The organism is Cupriavidus sp. KB_39, from assembly GCF_052114485.1.
Classification (GTDB): Bacteria; Pseudomonadota; Gammaproteobacteria; order Burkholderiales; family Burkholderiaceae; genus Cupriavidus.
On the sequence record NZ_JBFREV010000008.1, the window covers coordinates 96,490 to 114,773 of the forward strand.

19 protein-coding genes are annotated in these 18,284 nt (G+C 68.3%); 9 read left to right on the plus strand and 10 right to left on the minus strand.

Annotation, left to right across the window (positions count from 1 at the left end; translation table 11 throughout):
* Positions 1 to 32: 32 nt before the first annotated feature.
* Entirely contained in the window at positions 33 to 845 is an 813-nt protein-coding gene (locus AB4Z27_RS08720; RefSeq protein WP_441644265.1) for a siderophore-interacting protein, read from the minus strand.
* Positions 846 to 865: 20 nt separating this feature from the next.
* Positions 866 to 1,555 (minus strand): PadR family transcriptional regulator, encoded by a 690-nt coding sequence (locus tag AB4Z27_RS08725; RefSeq protein WP_441644266.1) that lies wholly within the window; start codon positions 1,553 to 1,555, stop codon positions 866 to 868.
* Positions 1,556 to 1,688: 133 nt separating this feature from the next.
* Between AB4Z27_RS08725 and AB4Z27_RS08730 the strand changes: the two genes are divergently transcribed.
* Complete coding sequence (locus tag AB4Z27_RS08730) at positions 1,689 to 2,417, plus strand: SDR family oxidoreductase (protein WP_441644267.1); 729 nt, start codon at positions 1,689 to 1,691, stop codon at positions 2,415 to 2,417.
* Positions 2,418 to 2,468: 51 nt separating this feature from the next.
* Entirely contained in the window at positions 2,469 to 3,062 is a 594-nt protein-coding gene (locus AB4Z27_RS08735; protein WP_092297192.1) for a 2-hydroxychromene-2-carboxylate isomerase, read from the plus strand.
* Positions 3,063 to 3,083: 21 nt separating this feature from the next.
* Here the strand turns inward: AB4Z27_RS08735 and AB4Z27_RS08740 are convergent, their stop codons facing one another.
* The 4 genes from AB4Z27_RS08740 to AB4Z27_RS08755 form a co-directional block, all read right to left on the minus strand.
* Positions 3,084 to 4,631: a methyl-accepting chemotaxis protein gene (locus tag AB4Z27_RS08740; RefSeq protein WP_441644268.1), complete on the minus strand. Its 1,548-nt coding sequence runs from the start codon at positions 4,629 to 4,631 to the stop codon at positions 3,084 to 3,086.
* A 120-nt stretch (positions 4,632 to 4,751) separates the two neighbouring features.
* Positions 4,752 to 5,258 carry a DUF6644 family protein gene (locus AB4Z27_RS08745; protein ID WP_441644269.1) on the minus strand — a complete coding sequence of 169 codons (507 nt, stop codon included), beginning with the start codon at positions 5,256 to 5,258 and terminating at the stop codon, positions 4,752 to 4,754.
* A gap of 6 nt (positions 5,259 to 5,264) precedes the next feature.
* Entirely contained in the window at positions 5,265 to 5,636 is a 372-nt protein-coding gene (locus AB4Z27_RS08750; RefSeq protein ID WP_092297184.1) for a DUF6152 family protein, read from the minus strand.
* Positions 5,637 to 5,679: 43 nt separating this feature from the next.
* A complete protein-coding gene (locus AB4Z27_RS08755; protein ID WP_441644270.1) occupies positions 5,680 to 7,032 on the minus strand; it encodes a tetratricopeptide repeat protein in 1,353 nt (450 codons plus the stop codon).
* 106 nt (positions 7,033 to 7,138) lie between these two features.
* Here AB4Z27_RS08755 and AB4Z27_RS08760 point away from each other — a divergent pair, with 106 nt between their 5' ends.
* Entirely contained in the window at positions 7,139 to 8,287 is a 1,149-nt protein-coding gene (locus tag AB4Z27_RS08760) for a DSD1 family PLP-dependent enzyme (protein ID WP_441644271.1), read from the plus strand.
* Positions 8,288 to 8,296: 9 nt separating this feature from the next.
* On the opposite strand, the gene AB4Z27_RS08765 is transcribed toward AB4Z27_RS08760, so the two are convergent.
* Positions 8,297 to 8,782 carry a hypothetical protein gene (locus tag AB4Z27_RS08765; protein WP_092297174.1) on the minus strand — a complete coding sequence of 162 codons (486 nt, stop codon included), beginning with the start codon at positions 8,780 to 8,782 and terminating at the stop codon, positions 8,297 to 8,299.
* A gap of 452 nt (positions 8,783 to 9,234) precedes the next feature.
* On the opposite strand from AB4Z27_RS08765, the gene AB4Z27_RS08770 reads away from it, so the two are divergent.
* From AB4Z27_RS08770 to AB4Z27_RS08790, 5 genes are all read left to right on the plus strand, one after another.
* The gene (locus tag AB4Z27_RS08770) at positions 9,235 to 9,450 is read left to right on the plus strand and encodes a hypothetical protein (RefSeq protein WP_255370894.1); all 216 of its coding nucleotides are present in this window, start codon (positions 9,235 to 9,237) and stop codon (positions 9,448 to 9,450) included.
* A 53-nt stretch (positions 9,451 to 9,503) separates the two neighbouring features.
* Positions 9,504 to 11,654: a phosphocholine-specific phospholipase C gene (locus AB4Z27_RS08775; RefSeq protein ID WP_441644272.1), complete on the plus strand. Its 2,151-nt coding sequence runs from the start codon at positions 9,504 to 9,506 to the stop codon at positions 11,652 to 11,654.
* Positions 11,655 to 11,770: 116 nt separating this feature from the next.
* The gene (locus AB4Z27_RS08780; protein WP_092297168.1) at positions 11,771 to 12,685 is read left to right on the plus strand and encodes a LysR substrate-binding domain-containing protein; all 915 of its coding nucleotides are present in this window, start codon (positions 11,771 to 11,773) and stop codon (positions 12,683 to 12,685) included.
* 83 nt (positions 12,686 to 12,768) lie between these two features.
* On the plus strand, positions 12,769 to 13,800 hold the full coding sequence (locus AB4Z27_RS08785) for a M14 family zinc carboxypeptidase (protein ID WP_441644273.1): 1,032 nt from the start codon (positions 12,769 to 12,771) through the stop codon (positions 13,798 to 13,800).
* A complete protein-coding gene (locus tag AB4Z27_RS08790) occupies positions 13,797 to 14,543 on the plus strand; it encodes an alpha/beta fold hydrolase (protein WP_441644274.1) in 747 nt (248 codons plus the stop codon). Before AB4Z27_RS08785 ends, AB4Z27_RS08790 begins: the two co-directional genes overlap by 4 nt.
* A gap of 119 nt (positions 14,544 to 14,662) precedes the next feature.
* Here AB4Z27_RS08790 and AB4Z27_RS08795 read toward each other — a convergent pair whose 3' ends face one another.
* Entirely contained in the window at positions 14,663 to 15,265 is a 603-nt protein-coding gene (locus tag AB4Z27_RS08795) for a TetR/AcrR family transcriptional regulator (RefSeq protein ID WP_092297160.1), read from the minus strand.
* A 138-nt stretch (positions 15,266 to 15,403) separates the two neighbouring features.
* Positions 15,404 to 15,754 carry a hypothetical protein gene (locus AB4Z27_RS08800; protein WP_092297157.1) on the minus strand — a complete coding sequence of 117 codons (351 nt, stop codon included), beginning with the start codon at positions 15,752 to 15,754 and terminating at the stop codon, positions 15,404 to 15,406.
* 375 nt (positions 15,755 to 16,129) lie between these two features.
* Here AB4Z27_RS08800 and AB4Z27_RS08805 point away from each other — a divergent pair, with 375 nt between their 5' ends.
* Positions 16,130 to 16,951 carry an alpha/beta hydrolase gene (locus AB4Z27_RS08805; RefSeq protein WP_441644275.1) on the plus strand — a complete coding sequence of 274 codons (822 nt, stop codon included), beginning with the start codon at positions 16,130 to 16,132 and terminating at the stop codon, positions 16,949 to 16,951.
* A 26-nt stretch (positions 16,952 to 16,977) separates the two neighbouring features.
* On the opposite strand, the gene AB4Z27_RS08810 is transcribed toward AB4Z27_RS08805, so the two are convergent.
* Positions 16,978 to 18,207 (minus strand): methyl-accepting chemotaxis protein, encoded by a 1,230-nt coding sequence (locus AB4Z27_RS08810; RefSeq protein ID WP_441644276.1) that lies wholly within the window; start codon positions 18,205 to 18,207, stop codon positions 16,978 to 16,980.
* Positions 18,208 to 18,284: the final 77 nt, after the last annotated feature.

Below are 18,284 nucleotides of genomic sequence, written 5' to 3' on the forward strand. Positions count from 1 at the left end.
CGAGGCCCGCCGCCCGGCCAAACCCGACCCGCTTAATCGTCGAGCGTCTCGTGCACCGCCGCGTTGCCACGCTTCCAGTAGGCCGATGCGCGGATGCGGGCCTTGTCCACGCCGCGCTCGCCCACCAGATGTTGGCGCACGGCGCGCATCGCGGCGCCCTCGCCGGCCGCCCAGACATAGCCCTCGCCATCCGGCAGGTCCACCGATTGCAGCGCCGGCGCCAGCAGACTACCTTCGGGCTGGTCTTCCCGATGSAGCCARWGCACCTGCSCRCGCGGCCCCACGGCSAGCGGGATCTGCGCCTTGGCGCTGGGCACCTCGGCCACCACGATCACCTGGGCATCGGGCCCCAGTTCCTCCACGCGGCGGGCGATGGCCGGCAGCGCCGTGTCATCGCCGATCAGCAGGTGCCAGTCGAATTCAGTCGGAATCACGAACGAGCCGCGCGGGCCGCCCACGCCCAGATACTGCCCCGGCCGGGCCTGCGCCGCCCATGTGGAAGCGGGGCCATCGCCATGGAGCACGAATTCGATGTCCAGCTCGCGCGCCACGGGGTCGTAGCGGCGCGGCGTATAGTCGCGCGCCTGCGGGCGCGGCTGGCCTTCGGGGAACACGATGCCGTCCGGGCCCACCACCGGCAGCACCGGGCGCTCGGCGCCGGGCGCGGGGAAGAACACCTTGATATGGTCGTCGAAGGAGCTGGAGGTGAAATCGGCCAGATCGTCGCCACCGAGCGTCACGCGCAGCAGTTGCGGGGACAGCAGTTGGGTGCGCAGCACCTGGAGCAGGCGCATCTTGAGCGGATGGCGCACGCGCTGGACCGTCAGGTCACGGGAAATCGTCATGGAATACCTTGTATTAGGGTTCAGGGCTGGCCGGCTTCGATCTCGTCGGCGGCGCGGGCCAGGATGGCGGCGATGCGGCGCTGTTCGTCGGCGGAGGCCTCGCTGCGCTGGGTCAGCGCGCGCTTGATGCGCAGGCGCGCCTCGACGAACTCGGGCAGCCAGCCGCCCTGCTCCGGCTCGCGCTGGGGCTCGCCGCTCATGGCGCGGCGCATGAAGTCCATCTTGCGCGCCACGTGGCGCAGCCGGGCGACCATGTGCTCGAGCCGCTCGCGGTTCTCGGCCAGATAGGCGCGGCCCGCATCGGCCAGTTCATAGCGCTTCTTGTTGCCTTCGGTGATGACCGTGGCGTAGCCGAGGTCTTCGAGGAAGGTCAGCGCGGGATAGACCACGCCCGGGCTCGGCTTGTAGAAGCCCCCGGTGCGCGCCTCCAGCGCCTTGATCAGCTCGTACCCGTGCGACGGCTTTTCCTCGAGCAGCGACAGCAGCAGCAATTGCAGGTCTTCCGCGCTGAACTTGCGGCCYCGGCGCCAGCTATCGCCATCGAAACCATCGCCGCCCTCAAAATCCGGGCCRCCSCCCTGSGACCAGAAACCGCCGCCCCGGCGGGACRTGGCGTGCTTGCCGAAGCGGTGGCCGCAGCCGTCGTGGGCGCGGTGATGATGGTGGTCACCGAAGGGAGAACCGAAGGGAAATCCAAAGAGATGTCGCATGCTGCACTCCGTTGCYTGGGTACGAATMTATCGTACGACGTATCGTAAGATATATATCGTACGATATAAAGTCAAGCCCAAAGCGATTCTGCCTTTGCTGTCACAATGCGACGCAAACCACGGAGGAGACGCGATGCCTGACAAGAAAGCCATCCTGGTAGTCGGTGCCGGAGACGCCACAGGGGGGGCCATTGCCCGCCGCTTTGCGCGCGAGGGCTATATCGCCTGCATGACCCGGCGCAGCGCGGACAAGCTCGCGCCACTGGTGGACCAGATCCGCGCMGAAGGCGGCGAGGCCCACGCATTCGGCTGCGACGCCCGCAAGGAAGAAGACACCGTGGCGTTGATCGARCGCATCGAGCGCGACATCGCCCCGCTGGAAGTGGCCGTGTTCAACATCGGCGCCAACGTCAACTTCCCGATCCTGGAGACCACCTCGCGCGTCTACTTCAAGGTGTGGGAGATGGCCTGCTTCGGCGGCTTCCTGATGGGCCGCGAGGCCGCGCGGGCGATGCTGCCGCGCCAGCGGGGCTCGATCTTCTTCACCGGCGCCACGGCCAGCGTGCGCGGGCGCGATGGGATGTCCGCGTTCGCCGGCGCCAAGCACGCGTTGCGGGCGCTGGCGCAGAGCATGGCGCGCGAACTGGGGCCGCAGGGCATTCACGTGGCGCACCTGATCGTCGATGCCGCCATCGACACCGCCTTTATCCGCGAGACCTTTCCAGACCGCTACGCGGCCAAGGCGCGCGACGGCATCGTCAATCCCGACCACATCGCCGATACCTACTGGATGCTGCACCAGCAGCCGCGCGATGCCTGGACCCACGAGCTGGACATCCGCCCGTGGATCGAGCACTGGTAGCCCCACCCCGCCGCCCCGGACAACCGTCACAAACTACAACGGAGACATGCGATGACCAAGCAGGTGGAGTTCTTCTTCGACTTCGGTAGCCCCTATTCCTACCTGGCGTACAAGGAACTGCCGCGCGTGGCGGCCCGCACCGGTGCCACCATCGTCTGGCGCCCGATGCTGCTGGGCGGCGTGTTCAAGGCGACCGGCAACCACAGCCCGGCCGACATCCCGCTCAAGTCGCAATGGTCGAAGACGGATACCGAGCACTGGGCGCGCCGCTACGACGTGCCGTTCCGCCACAACCCCCATTTCCCGATCAACACGCTGGCGCTGATGCGCGGCGCCATCGGCTACCAGCGCCAGGGCCCGGACGCCTTCGCGCGCTACGTGGACGCGATCTTCCGTGCGATGTGGGAGGACGGCCGCAACCTCAACGATCCGCAGGAGATCGGAAAAGTGCTGGTCGATGCAGGGATGGATCCCCGGCAGGCGCTGGCCATGCTCGATGACCCCGAAGTCAAGGCCGAACTCAAGCGGGTGACGGAGGAAGCCGTGGCGCGCGGCATYTTCGGCGCGCCCAGCTTTATCGTCGATGGGGAGCTGTTCTGGGGCAACGACCGCCTGCTGTTCGTCGAAGAACGGCTGGCGGCGTAATGCCTGCTAATTAATACAGTTTCAAGCCGCCAGACGGAACACCGTCACGGCCGCCGCCAGCTGGTTGGCCTGCGCTTCGAGCGAGTCGGCCGCCGCGGCGGCCTGCTCCACGAGTGCGGCGTTCTGCTGGTTGACCTGCTCCATCTGGGACACCGCCTCGCTGACCTGCGTGATGCCGCTGGACTGCTCCTGCGACGCCGCCGAGATCTCGTTGACGGTGGCCGCCAGCCGCTGCACCGCGCCGACGATCTCGCCGATGGTGTTGCCGGCCTGCTCCACCTGGGTGCTGCCGGCGTCCACGCGTTCCACCGATGAATCGATCAGCGCCTTGATTTCCTTGGCGGCGCCGGCGCTGCGCTGCGCCAGCGCGCGCACCTCGCCCGCCACCACGGCAAAGCCCCGGCCCTGCTCGCCCGCGCGCGCCGCTTCCACGGCGGCATTCAGCGCGAGGATGTTGGTCTGGAAGGCAATGCCGTCGATCACGCCGATGATGTCGACGATCTTCTGCGAACTCGTGTTGATGTCGCTCATGGTCTGCACCACGCCGCGCACCACGTCGCCGCCGCGCTGGGCGAGGTCCGCCGCGTCGCGCGCCAGCGCGCTGGCCCGGGTGGCGCTCTCCGCGTTATTGCCCACGGTGGAGGTCAGTTCCTCCATGCTGGCGGCGGTCTGCTCCAGCGCCGACGACTGTTCCTCGGTGCGCGAGGACAGGTCGGTATTTCCCGCCGCGATCTCGCGCGCGCCGGTGGTCACGGCATCGGAACCCGCGCGCACCTTCCGCACGGTCTCGGTCAGGCCGGCACGCATGCGGGCCAGCGCGTCCAGCAGTTGCCCAATCTCGTTGCGGCCAGCCGGCGGCACGGTCATGGTCAGGTCGCCATCGGCCACGCGCATGATCAGTTGGCAGGCGGCGTTGAGCGGCGCCACCACCAGCCGGCGCAGCGCTACGTGCACCGCCACGATCAGCAGCACCGACGCCACCAGGCCCATCCCCACCAGCACCAGCACGCGCTGGAAGCGGTTGCGGCCCGTAGCCACGGCCTCGTCGTTATGCTGTTCGGCGAATTTCTGGAAGCGCTCCACGCCGGCCGAGTACTTCCCGCCGGAAGCGGTGATGTCCTTGTCGTTGATCGCCGCGTAGGCCGCCGGATCATTGTTGCGCAGTGCCTCGAGCGCGCGCTGGACGGCATCCATATGGGCACGGCCGGCGCCGATGATCTCGTCGCGCGCGCCGGCTTCCAGGCCCTCGATGGGCGCGGCCTTCTCGAAGGCGTTCAGCKCATCGGCGGATTTGCGCATCGACTTCTCGGCGCTGGCGATGGCGTCGGCGTTCACCGCGCCGGACTCCTTGGCGGAGCTGTACGCGCGGGTCAGGGCCGAGCGCGCGCGCGTCATGTCCTTATAGGCGTCGTTGATCAGCAGCGCGCGCGTGGCCACCACGTGAATGCGCTCGGAAGCGCCGCTTGCTGCACGTAGCTCGGTCACGCCCAGCGCGGCGCCAAACAGGATCATCAGTCCGAAGACCACCAGGGTGGCCAGCAGGCCATGGCGAATACTGAGGTTATTCATGGGGCAGGTTGTTCGTTGGATCGATGGAGTACCGATCAGGCTTAACGACCCACCCCCTTAAACCTTGAGCGACGCCTGCACGCCATTTGCGTTACATCAAATTGCGAGRTTGCAAACCGCTCAGACGTAGGCGATCAGCCGGCCCGCGCAGATCACCAGCCCCCAGGTCAGCAGCGACACCATGGCACAGGCGCGCGCCCCCGTGGGCGGCGGCCGGCCGATGTCCCAGCTCGCGCCGGCGGGCGCGGCATGCAACTGCCGGTAAGGCCCCTGATGGAACCAGAGCGCGTTGGCCAGCCCGAGCCCGATCAGCACGATCTTGATCAGGAAGGCGCGATTGACGATCAGTTCATCGGCATGCGCCAGGAACAGCAGCGCCCCGCYGGCCACCACGGCGAGAAAGCCCGCCACCGAGGCCGGCAGCGCATGGCGCAGCAGCGTGGTGACCGGCAACTGGCGCCCCAGCCCGGCCAGCCGCAGGTCCACCACGACGATGGACCCGAACAGCAGCGCCATGCCGGCCAGATGCACGATCTCGATGATCGGATACGCCCAGGACGACGCGCGCAGCGCCACCGAGATCGGCCACGCGGCGAGCGTGGCGCCCCACTCGCCAAGTGCCTCCATCGGCACTCAGCGCAGTTCCACGGTCTGGCCGCCGTCGAGCGTGATGCGCTCCACGCGCATCTCGTCGGCCTTTTCCTTGCTCTGGTAGCCGACCATGGTCACCTGCTTGCCCGCGGCCACCTTCTCCTGCGTGGCGCCCCGCGACTCCATGCGCGACACCGGCGCCAGCACGGCGAACCAGCGCTTGCCCTCCGCATCCACGCGGATCGTGGCGTGCGGGTTCTCGTAGTGGCTCTCCACCACCTTGCCGGTCACGGTCAGCGGCTTGGTCTGGTCATAGGTGGACCAGCCATGATGGGCGATGGCCGGCAGGCTGGCCATCGCGAGCAGGACGGCGGCGAGGCGCAGGGGCTTCGAGCGGAACGTCGGTAGATGCATGGTGACCTCCAGGGTGACTACGGGTAGATACAGGGTGGATGGATCAGTGCAGCGTCGAACTGGCTGCCTGCGCCTGCGACGTCCGCCGTGCGCGGCCGGCCAGCGCAGCGAGGCTCGGGTTCATCGGCTTCAGCGCGGCACGCTCGGCCACCAGCGCGGCGGCGAGGTTGGCGTGGCGGCCGCGCAGGGCCGCTTCGATCAGGGTCAGCGCGAAGACGTCGCGCTGGGCATGGCTGCCGCCGAAGCGATGGGTGAGAATGCGCACCGGCATCAGCAGCGTCACCGTGGCGGCATAGTCGCCGCGCGCGAAGGCGATCATCGCGTCGGCCACGGGCAGGCCCACGTCGCGCGACATCATCGCATTGGTGCCCTGCCCGATCGCCGCGCCCGCCATGGCCGCGCGGATCTCGGCCACGGCGTCTTCGCGGCCCGCGCCCAGGCACGCCATGATGGCGTGCACATCGTTGAAGGCGTAGTAGCCGGCGGCGCCGCGCGTGTACCAGTCGTCGGCCAGCGCGGCCCAGCGCGCGCCCGCGTCCACACCGCGCAGGTGCAGGCGCCACAGCAGCGCGGCACCATCGACCAGATCGAGCGCAATGGCCGGCGCGGGCCGGTTGAGGTGSRCGTCGTAGAGCGCCAGTACYTCGTCGTAGCGCTCCTGCTCGAGCAGGAACAGGGCCAGATGCCACCAGTTATGTACCGCCAGCATGTTGTCTTCGGACCAGTCCGATACGCGCGTGTGCAGCCAGGCCGCGCCATCGTCCAGCCGGCCCTGCATCTCCATCACATGCGCCACGGCGTGGATCGCCCACGGATCGCGCGGGTTCAGCGCCACCGCCTCGCGGCCACGCGCCTCGGCGTCTTCATAGCGATTGGATTCCTCGAGCCCGAAGGCATGCATGCCGAGCAGGTAGCCGTAGCCGGGCACATCCTTATCCCAGTGGGGCAGTACCTGCGCGATGCGGTCGCGCAGCATCGACGACTGGCCGAGCAGGAAATCGCCCAGATGAGCCACCTGCACGGCGAGGATGTCGCGCGGATAGTCGATGGCGATGTCGCCGTAGGCCTGCACCGACTCGGCGAACCGCCCATCCAGCCAGGCGCGCGCGGCGGCCAGATGGCGGCGCTCGCGCGGGTTGGCGCGGTCGCCCAATGCCTCGCCTGCCTCCACGCTCTCGCGCAGCAGCGGCACGGCGGTGCCGTCGCCCGAGGTCACCATCAGCGCGGCGCGCAGCGCGTGGCCCATGGCGAAGTCGGGGTGTTCGGCCAGGGCGGCATCGACCGCCGCGAGTGGATCGCCGTAGTAGCCATGCAGAAGCGCCAGCCCGGTCTCGTAGTGCGCGAGCGCTTCGGGATGATCAGCTGTGACCTCCAGGCCTCTTGCATCATGTGCCATGGCGCCCTCCCGGTTTGGGTCCGCATCGGCGCGGACTTCCTCATCGTAGTGGAATCGCGCGTGCTACGCTTCCGCTCCGGCCCCATTCATCACATCTTCGCTGCTCATGCCCCTGCCTTTCGATTTGCCGCCCGCCGCCACCCCTGGCCAGTCCGTCGATGCCATCGACACACCGTCCCTGATCGTCGACCTCGACCCCTTCACGCGCAACGTGGCGCGGATGCAGGACGCCGCCGACCGCGCCGGCGTGAAGCTGCGCCCGCACGCCAAGGCGCACAAGTGCCCCGAGATTGCGCTGGCGCAGATCGCGCGCGGCGCGGTGGGCATCTGCTGCCAGAAGGTCAGCGAGGCCGTGCCCTTCGTGGCGGCCGGCGTGACGGACATCCATATCAGTAACGAGATTGCGTCGCCGGCCAAGGCGGCGCTGCTGGCCGAGTTGGCCCGCCATGCGCGCCTCAGCGTGTGTGTGGACGATGCATCACAAATTGACGTCCTGGCGGTAGCCACCGTAGCCGCCGGCACACAGCTCGATGTCTTCATCGAGATCGATGTCGGCCAGGGCCGCTGCGGCGTGGCCGATGCCCCGGCGGCCATCGCGCTGGCGGAAAGAATCGCCGCCCAGCCCCGCCTGTCCCTGCGCGGTTTGCAGGCGTACCACGGCGGTATCCAGCATCTGCGCGACTGGGCGGCCCGCCGCAACGCCGCCGCGCAAGCTGCCGAACGCACCGGCGCCGTGCTGGCGAAGCTGGCGGCAGCGGGCGTGCAGTGCGAGGTGGTAACGGGGGGCGGCAGCGGCAGCGTGGAGTTCGACCTCGGCAGCGGCGTCTACACCGAGATCCAGCCGGGCTCGTACGTGTTCATGGATGCCGACTACGGCAGCAACGCCTATCCCGGTGCGCTGCGCTTCGAACACAGCCTGTTTATCRCCACGACGGTGATGAGCGTGGCCGCCGGCGACCGCGTCATCCTCGATGCAGGGCTGAAGTCGATGGCGGTGGATTCGGGGTTGCCGTGGATCTGGGCCGATGGCGCGGCGTCCGAGGCGCTGGAGTACGTGGCGGCGAACGACGAGCATGGCATCGTCAAACCCCGCCAGGCGGGCAACGTCGCCGCCCTGCCGGCGCTGGGCAGCCGCGTGCTGCTGGTGCCGGGTCATTGCGACCCGACCCTCAATCTCTACGATGCACTGGTGACGGTGCGCGGCGGCGTGGTGGAAGCGGTGTGGCCGGTGGCCGCGCGCGGCTTCAGCCGCTGACGGGGTGAGCTAGGCGAGCTGGGCGGCCAGCTCGTTGAGATCGGCCGTGGTCCATTCGCGGCCGGTCCACGCCTCGAAGCGCAGTTCGGACAGYGGAATCTCGGTCAGCGTGCCGATCCAGTCGGTGGGCGCGGCGCCGCAGCGCAGGCCGGCGGCGACCATCGCCATGGCATCGGGCACTTCGATATCGGCCACGCGCGTGACCGTCGGCCACGGCAGCAGGCGCGAGTCATTGGCGGCGATGCCAAACCGGTAGAGCCCAAAGCGCGCATGCAGGGCAGCCCGCGAGAGCGCGTGACGCGCCTCGCTCAGGCCATCGTCCTGGGTGGCGGATGGATCCCATTGCTGATTGCGCGAAAACCAGAGGATGTCGTGCTCGCCCGGACGCGCGGGACGGCCGTGGGCCATCGCGGGCCGCAGCCGTCCCGACCGCGCAATTGCGGCCAGTGGCGTACCCACGGTGTAATGCCAGACGTAACGTGATTCGGTGTTCATGTACCGCTCCTGCAAGCCCTTCCGCATTGCAGAATGGGGGCGGAAAGCCTTGCTAACAAGCAAGGTCATGCCACGTTGCAAGTGCAACAAAAATGCGTTTGTGGGGGGGCTATCCAATGTGCCGGTCCTGCAGCCCGGTCTGGGCAAGGATCTTCCCGAGTCCGGCAGTCTGACAGGTAAACGGGATTCGGGGGCAAATTGGAGGAAASCTTCCAAACACCATAGCACAGGACTTGGTGCGACGCAGCAACTGACGCCGTCAAATGTGCGTCAGGCGCCCTTTGGGGCCAAATCCGCGAATGTCCGTATCAGGATTCTTGGGGCATATGTCACCGCCGGGACAAGGCGGGACCGTACGCTGCGAAGCGCATCGCGAGCCACGCGAACGACGCGAGCAACGCATAGGGCGCTTGACGGCCCCCGTCCCTCCCCACCGCAAGAGAATCCAGACCATGCACGACATCCGCACCCTTGCACGCCTTGCCCACGTGCGGCCACCCAAAGCCCCGCGCCCCCTGGCCGGGCTGGCCGCCGCCCTGCTGCTCTGCGCGGCGCTGACCGCCTGTGGCGGCGACGACACCCCGCCCACCCCCGGACAACCGGGCGGCGGCACCCCGACCCAGCCGGGCGAGCCCACGGTCAAGCCCCAGATGAAGTGCGCGCCCTGAAGCGCCGCGATCCCACCTCCTCGAATCCAGAACCGCTCAGGGCAGAACTCGACATGAACTCCAGCAGCCGACGCAATTTTCTCAAGATGGCAGGCGGCAGTGCCGCCGCAACCGCCGCGCTCGCCGCGTTTCCGCCGGCTATTCGCCGCGCACTGGCCATTCCGGCCAACAACGTCAACAAGTCGATCCAGGACGTGCAGTACGTGGTGATCCTGATGCAGGAAAACCGCTCGTTCGACAACTACTTCGGCACCTTCAAGGGCGTGCGGGGCTTCGGTGACCGCTTCCCGATCCCGCTGCCGGGCGGCCGCAACGTCTTCCAGCAGACCTACGCCAGCGGCAACACCAACCGCGTGGTGCTGCCGTACCACCTGGACAGCACCGCCGGCAACGCCCAGCGCGTGAGCGGCACCCCGCACAGCCAGCCGGACGGCCAGGCCGCCTGGGACCTGGGCCGCATGAGCGCCTGGCCGACCTCCAAGCAGCGCCAGTCGATGGGTTACTACAAGCAGAAGGAGGTGGAATTCCAGTTCGCGCTGGCCGACGCCTTCACGCTGTGCGATGCCTACCACTGCAGCTTCCACGGCGGCACCAACACCAACCGCCTGTTCCACTGGACCGGCACCAACGACCCGTTCGGCCAGAAGGGCGGCCCGGTGATCGACAACAGCGGCGACTCGCTCGACGCCACCGGCATCAACTACACCTGGACGACCTACCCGGAACGYCTGCAGACCGCCGGCGTGACCTGGAAGGTCTACCAGAACATGCCGGACAACTTCACCGACAACCCGCTGGCCGGCTTCGCCCAGTACCGCGCCGCCAACGCCGCGCTCGGCAACGCGGCCAACGGTGCGCCCTACCCGGCCTACACGGCGGCCAACGACACCGTGAACCCGCTGTTCAAAGGCATCGCCAACACCATGCCGGACGGCGGCTTCCTGCAGGCGCTGCGCGACGACATCGCCGCCGGCACGCTGCCGCAGGTATCGTGGATCGTGGCACCGGCCACGTACTCGGAGCACCCGGGGCCGTCGAGCCCGGTCCAGGGCGCCTGGTACACCCAGGAGGTGCTCAACGCGCTGACGGCCAACCCGGACATCTGGAGCAAGACCGTCCTGCTGATCAATTTCGACGAAAACGACGGTTTCTTCGACCACGTGCCGCCGCCCTGCGCGCCGGCGCTGGATGCGGCGGGCAAGCCCGTCGGCGCTACCACGATGGACGCCGCCACCGAGTACTACAGCGTGGACAAGACCCCGTTCGGCCCCGGTCCGCGCGTGCCGATGTACGTGGTGTCGCCGTGGAGCCGTGGCGGCTGGGTCAACTCSCAGGCGTTCGACCACACCTCGGTGCTGCGCTTCCTCGARCAGCGATTCGGCGTGCAGGAGACCAACATCAGCCCCTATCGCCGCGCGGTGATGGGCGACATGATGACTGCGTTCGACTTCATCAACCCGAACGGCACCACGTCGATCTCCTTCACGGGCCTCGACAAGACCGGCGCGGACGCCCAGCGCACCCAGCAGGAAGCGCTGGCGCAGATTCCCACCCCGACCGTGGCGGCGCAGACCATGCCGACGCAGGCCAGCGGCACGCGGCCCTCGCGCGCGCTGCCGTACACGCTGCACACCAGCGGGCTGGAAGATCCGGTCAACCGCGCCATGGTCCTCAAGTTCCGCAATGACGGCACGCAGGCCGCAGTGTTCCATGTGTACGATCGCCTGCACYTGGGCAGCGTGCCGCGCCGCTATGCGGTGGAGGCGGGCAAGGGCATCGACGCCACCTGGGATGTCTACGCCACCGACAGCGGCCGCTATGACCTCTGGGTACTGGGCCCGAATGGCTACCATCGCGCCTTTATCGGCGACGTGAGCGCCCAGAAGGAAGCCGGCGGCGGCGCCGCGCCGGAGATCCGCGTGTGCTACGAGGAATCCGACGAGCCCAAGGTCTGGCTGACGCTGATCAACCGCGGCACGACGGCCTGTACGTTCACGGTGGTGCCCAACGCCTACCGCACGGACGGCCCGTGGACCTTCGAGCTGCCCGCCGGCAAGGAACTCGACCAGCCCTTCCCGGTGAAGTCGCAGGGCAACTGGTATGACTTCACGGTGACCACCCAGCAGGGCGGCTTCTCGCGCCGCTTTGCCGGCCGCCTGGAGAACGGCACCCACACGGTGTCCGATCCGGCGATGGGGAGCTAAACCCGCGTCCGGCGTTCTCCCCTCTCCCTTTGGGGAGGGGGGAACGCCGTCATACTCACCACTGTCACATTGCCGGGCTAGGCTCGCGGGTTCGTCCTGAACTCGATGGGAGCCCCATGCTTGGCGATCTGCTGATGACGTTCTATGAAGTGGCGCGACAAGGCAGCATCACGAGCGCGGCCCGGCAGCTGCGCCTCAGCCAGCCCACCGTCACCGGCCGCATCCGCCAGCTGGAAGTGCTCTACGGCGTGGAACTGTTCCACCGCCGCGCCAGCCGGCTCGACCTCAGCGACGTCGGCGTGGCCCTCATGCCGCTGGCCGAGCAGATGATGCAGCAGGAGGGCGAGGCCGATTTCCTGCTCCGCAACGCCGGCAACCTGCGGCTGGGCAGCCTGCGGATTGGCGCCACTGGCCCSTATTACATCCTGCGCAGCGTGGCCGCGTTCCGGGAGCGCTACCCGGCCGTGGCGATCAGCATCGAGATCGGCAATTCCCGGCAGATGCTCGACGCGCTGTTCGAATACCGGATCGATGCCGCGGTGTCGTCGCACGCGGTGGACGACGACCGGCTCTCCCGCGTCATGCTCGCCGCCGACCCGATGGTGCTGGTCGCCCATCCGCTCCACCCGCTGGCGCGCCGTCCGCGTGTGGAGGTGGCCGAACTGGCCACCTGCCACCTGATCGTGCGCGAACAAGGGTCGATGACCCGCGAGGCCACCGAGGCCGCGCTGGGCGCGGTGGGCATCGACCTCCCGCCCCATACCGTGATCGGCAGCCGCGAAGCCATCTGCGAGGCGATCCGGCACAACCTCGGTGCCAGCGTGATGCCCGTGGGCGAGGTCCCGCGCGACCCCGCGCTCTGCGTGGTGCCCTTCGCCAGCCAGGCGCCGGTCATCCACGAATATCTCTACAGCCTCAAGATTCGCAGCGGGACACGGCTGGTGCGCGCGCTGCTGGACTGCCTGGTCCTGCCGGGCAGCGCGGCGCAACGGCATTGCGAGGTTCTGCAACCTGCACCTATATTGAACTGAGTTGACCTGAGTTGACTGAGTCGACCTGAGTTGACCTGAGCCTCACGCCCCCACCGCACCGCCCCCAAGGACCCCCTCCGCCGATGACCGACCCGGGCCGCCCCAGCTTTCCCGAGTACGACCAGTTGCTGACGCTGCTGGAATTGGGCGCCCCGTGGTTCCGGTCGCGCGTGGCGTGCGAGGTARCCRTGGACGRCCGCTCGTTYGGCGTCCAYGTGGCGGCGCTGGGCACGGACGCGCCCGACGCGCCGGCCATCGGCATCTTCGGCGGCATTCACGGGCTCGAGCGCATCGGCACTCAGTTGGTGCTGGACTACATGCGCTCGCTGCTGTGCCGCCTGCAATGGGACGAACTGCTCCACCGCGAGCTACAGGCCGTGAAGCTGGTCTTCATGCCGATCGTCAACCCCGGCGGCATGTACGCGGCCACGCGCGCCAATCCCCGGGGTGTGGACCTGATGCGCAACGCGCCGCAGAACGCCGATGCGCGCGTGCCCTTCCTGGCCGGCGGSCAGCGSCTCGGCGCCTGGCTGCCGTGGTATCGCGGCCGCGCCGGCGCGCCGATGGAGCCCGAGGCYGCCGCGCTGCTGCGCGTGGTSGAGGAMGAACTGCTGGGCCGGCCSCTCAGTTTCGCGGTGGATTGCCATTCCGGCTATGGCTGGCGCGACAGCATCTGGTTCCCCTACGCGCGCACCCACGCGCCGATGGCGCACCTGCCCGAGATGTACCTGCTCAAGACCATGTTCGAGCAGGCCCACCCGCACCACGGCTACGCCTTCGAACCCCAGAGCCATCAGTACCTGCTGCACGGCGACCTGTGGGACTACGCCTACGACCGCGCGCCGGCGGGCACGTTGTTCCTGCCGATGACGCTGGAGCTGGGCTCGTGGCTGTGGATCAAGAAGAATCCCCGCCAGCTTTTCTCGCGCGCGGGCATTTTCAATCCSATCAAGGCYCACCGCACGGCGCGCGTGCTGCGCCGGCAYGTGAGCCTGTTCGAYTTCCTCGGSCGCACCGCCTTCGCCCCGGAGCGATGGCTGCCCCRGGGCGACCATCGACAGCAGTTGCTGGCGCAGGCAAGCGCGCACTGGCAAGACCGGAAACCGGCACCATGAACCCGTGGATCTTCCTGCGCGGCCTCACCCGCGAATCGCGGCACTGGGGCGACCTGCCGGCGCTATGGACCGCTCGCGGCCTGGGCCACCCGTCCCTGATCGACCTGCCCGGCAACGGCACCGCCCGCCACGCGATGGTGCCAGTCGACGTGCGCGGCATCATGGAAGCCGTACGCGCCACGGCCCGCGCCGACGGGGTGGCCGCGCCATGCCGCATCCTGGCGATGTCGCTCGGCGCCATGGTCGCCACCGAATGGGCSCAAMGCTACCCCGGGGAAGTGGCCGGACTGGTGCTGATCAACACSAGCATGCGYCCCTTCAGCACCATGCCGCAGCGCCTGCGCCCCSAGAACTGGGCCGCGCTCATCGGCATGGCCAACCACTGGCASGACCGCGCCCGCTGCGAGCGCACGGTCCACCGGCTGACCTGCGAACGGATGGACACCCGCGACGCCGACCTGGCGRMGTGGGTCACCATCGGCCAATCCGCCCCGGTCAYCCGCKCGGCGGCCCTCCGCCAACTGCTGGCCGCCGCCCGCTACCGCGCGGCCCCCTCCGCCCCGCCCTGCCCCACGCTGATCCTCTCCTCGGACGCCGACCGTCTGGTCAACCCGATCTGCTCGACCCGCATCGCGGCGGCCTGGCAGGCGCAGCACCTCCGCCACCCGTGGGCGGGACATGACCTGCCGCATGACGATGGGGGGTGGTTGTGCGCGATGGTCGAGAAGAACGGTCCTCTTTGATCTGCTGCCGGGACACGGCGTCGAGGCGCGTTGCCTGTTCGGGTGCAATTCCCAGTTCGAGAAACAAAAACCGCCGGAGGCCTTGCGGCCATCCGGCGGTTTTTTATGCAGCGACTACGTCAGGCGCAGGTCTTGCCGAGCAGTGCGGCGGCGCGTTTGTTGCACAGGGCGCCGAGCAGGGTTTCGGCGGCGGCTTCGAGGCGCTCCTGCGTGCCGAACAGGCGCGCGGCGATCAGGCCGCTTTGGAGCGCGCCATACAGTACTTGCGCGAGCATTTCGGGCGGCACGGGGTACAAGGTCTCGCGCTGCTCCTGGCCACGTTCGAGCAGCTTGGCGAGCCAGGCCTCGTTGATGTGATAGAAATCCTTGAGCACCTTGTGCACGGGCTCGGGCAGGGACAGCACCTCGGTGGAGAGCATGCCGGCCAGGCAGATCTGGTCAGATCCGCAGGTGGCGCGCAGCGGCTCCAGGTACTGGCGGGCCTGTTCCAGCACCGGCAGTTCGGGGTCGATATTGCGCAGGCGCTCGACGATGCGCGCGCTGTATTCCTTCACCGCTTCCAGGACGAGGTCGTCCTTGGACGGAAAGTAGTAGTGGATGCTGGAGGTCTTGACCCCCACCAGCTCGGCCAGATCGCGGTAACTGAAGCCATTGAAACCACGGCGGCGAATCAGTACCAGCGTGTGTTCGAGCAGCTGCTCACGGACGGGTTGGGTTTTCATGGGGCAAAGTTTATCTACACGCAGATAGATACTCAACCGGGATTACCCCGATGTCAACGTCAGGAAGGCCGGCACCCTTTTGGGGCGCCGGCCGGTACCGCTTGCCGCGATCCGCGGCGGGGCGATGGTAGAAATGCTTTAAGCGGTTTCGACAGCCGAATCATCCGCGCGGCCCGGTTCGGCGGAGACGCCGGTGCGGTCGCGGCCGGCCACGGTGTGGGTGCCGTCGGTGTACGGGTCGAACTTGCCGGCGCGGGCGCCATCGGAGAACGGGCTGCGCTGATCATTCACGCGGGCGCCGTCCACGAACGGGTTGCGGGGGCGATGTACGTCGCGGGCACCGTCGCTGTACGGGCTGCGTGCGTCGTTCACGCGGTAGCCGTAACCGTAGGCTTCACCGGTCTGGTTGCTGGCGGGAGCGGCCTGGGCAGCGCCCGTGACGAAGGCGGCGGCGAGAGCGGCGGCACTGAGGATGGTCTTGGCGTTCATGGTGAAGCTCCTTGTATTGGCTGCGTTTGCCGGGGCTACCTTCCGATGCTATCTACCACTAGATAGATGTTTTGGCTCTGGAAGGCCCCGTTCGAGGTCTTGCTCAGACCACCGCTTGGTTTGTGCGGCGAGTCCATGGGTTGGATAATATCTACTGGTAGATAGACAAGCAAGGCGAATCTGGGGATCGCGCCGAAAACTTATTTATGAGGCCGATAGCCTGTCTCTCTTGCGGCCGGCGCCCCGGCCCATCGGGTGCTAGGCTTATCACATCCCCCGCGCCCCCGGCCCGCCATGTCTGCCCCGCTGCCCACCCCGCCCGCTGCTGGCTCCCGTCCCCTGAAACGCTGGGTTGCCGGCGTGGCTGGCGTCGCAGTGGCCGCAAGTCTAGGCCGCTGGCTGGTCTTCCGGGCGATGGAACGTGACGCTTTCGTCACCATCCCGATCGGGGATGTCACCCCCGACCACCTCGGCGTGCCGTCCCGCCAGTACACCTTCGCCAGCGGGGATCGCTCGCTGCACGCCTCGTTCGTCGCCGCGCCCGATCCGAGCGGCCCGGCGCTGTGCGTGTTTCACGGCGATTCCGAATCCCTGACCGACTGGGCGCCGGTCCAGGCCATGCTCCACGCGGCCGGCATCGGCTCCTTYGTGTTCGATTACAGCGGCTATGGCGCGAGTACCGGGCGGCCCTCGGTSCGCAACCTGCGTCAGGACGCGCTGGCCGGCTACCTCCAGTTCATCGCCGCCACGCCGGCTGCGGCGCGGCGCCACGTGATGGGCTATTCGCTGGGAAGTGGGATTCTGCTCGATGTGATTGGCCGGCTGCGGCCCAGCCCGGACGGCGCCGTRATTGGCGCCGGTTTCCGCTCCGCGCGTGCGGCGGCGGTGGTCACGGGGCGGGTGCCCGCGTGGCTGGCGTGGATGCTGCCGGAGCCGTGGAACAACGCCGCGCGCATCCGCAAGCTGCGCATGCCGCTGCTGCTGATCCACAGCCGGCAGGACCAGACCATCCCGTTCAGCCATGGCGAATATCTGGCGCAGATGGCGCGCGCGCCGAGCCGGCTCGAGATCTTCGAGGACCTGCCCCACAACGCCGCCATCGAACCTGCGCACGCGCAGGCGTTCTGGGCGCCGGTGATCGCCTATCTCCAGAGCGGCGACCTGGGCGTCGCCGCCGCGCCGGACATCGCCCCTTAGATATTAGGTATCAGATATGAGTAAAGTCAGGCGCGCGCCAGCCTGGCCTGGACGCCCAGCGCCTGGCGTGCCGCCGGCCGGACCGGCTCGTCGTCGAGCTTGAACTCGCCCACCACATGCTGGAGTTGCTGGGCCTGCTCGGCCAGCGCCGCAGACGCCGCGGCGGCCTCTTCCACCAGCGCGGCGTTCTGCTGCGTCACCTCGTCCATCTGCGCCACCGCCTCGTTGACCTGCTCGATGCCGCCGCTCTGGTGCTCGGAGGCCTCGGCGATCTCGCCCAGGATCTGGGTCACATGCCGCACCGACTGGACGATTTCCGCCATGGTCTGACCGGCCTGCCCCACCAGCGACGAGCCCGACTCCACCTGCCGCGCCGAATCGTTGATCAGCACGTTGATTTCCTTGGCCGCCGCCGCGCTGCGCTGGGCCAGGGTGCGCACCTCGCCCGCCACCACGGCGAAGCCGCGCCCCTGCTCACCCGCGCGTGCCGCTTCCACGGCGGCGTTCAGCGCCAGGATATTGGTCTGGAAGGCGATGCCCTCGATCACGGCGATGATGTCCGTCACCTTGCGGGAGCTGGCGCTGATGGCCTGCATGGTCTCCACGACATTGCCGACGATGGCGCCGCCGCGCTCGGCCACGCCAGACGCGGACGCCGCCAGCCCGTTGGCCGTGCGTGCGCGCTCGGTGTTYTGCTTCACCATGGCGGTCAGCTCGCTCATGCTGGATGCCGTTTCCTCGAGCGTGGCGGCCTGTTCCTCGGTGCGCTGGGACAGATCGGTATTGCCAGCGGCAATCTGGTGCGACGCCGACGAGATCGAATCGCTGGACGCCTTGATGCGCGTGACCAGGTCCGTCAGCATGTCCTCCATCTCGCCCAGCCCGCCCAGCAGGCGGCCGAAATCGCCGCCCCGCTCGGTCTCGAATTCCTTGCTGAGGTCGCCCGCCGCCACGGTTTCGGCGATGAACTCGGCCTCCTTGAGCGGGATCTCGATGGCGCGCGTCAGGCGGAACCAGCACACCACGCTAGCCAGCAGCACGGCGCCGCCCAGGCCCCAAATCCAGGTGCGGGTGTTGTCCTCGTTCGGGGGCACAGCCTGAGCCGTGGCGGCGGGCTTGTCCGGCGCGGCCGCCGCGCGCTGCTCCAGCTCGCCAATGCGCCCGAGCGCCAGTGTCATCATGACCGCCACCAACAGCACGACCACGCCAAACGCCGCGCCCAGCCGCGTGCGCATACTCAAGTTGTCCCAAGCCATGATGCCGTCCGCTCCTCGTAGTGCCCCGCTGTTCGTCGTTGCGTGTCGGGGCTATCGATGGGCTAACGGCCAGTCGG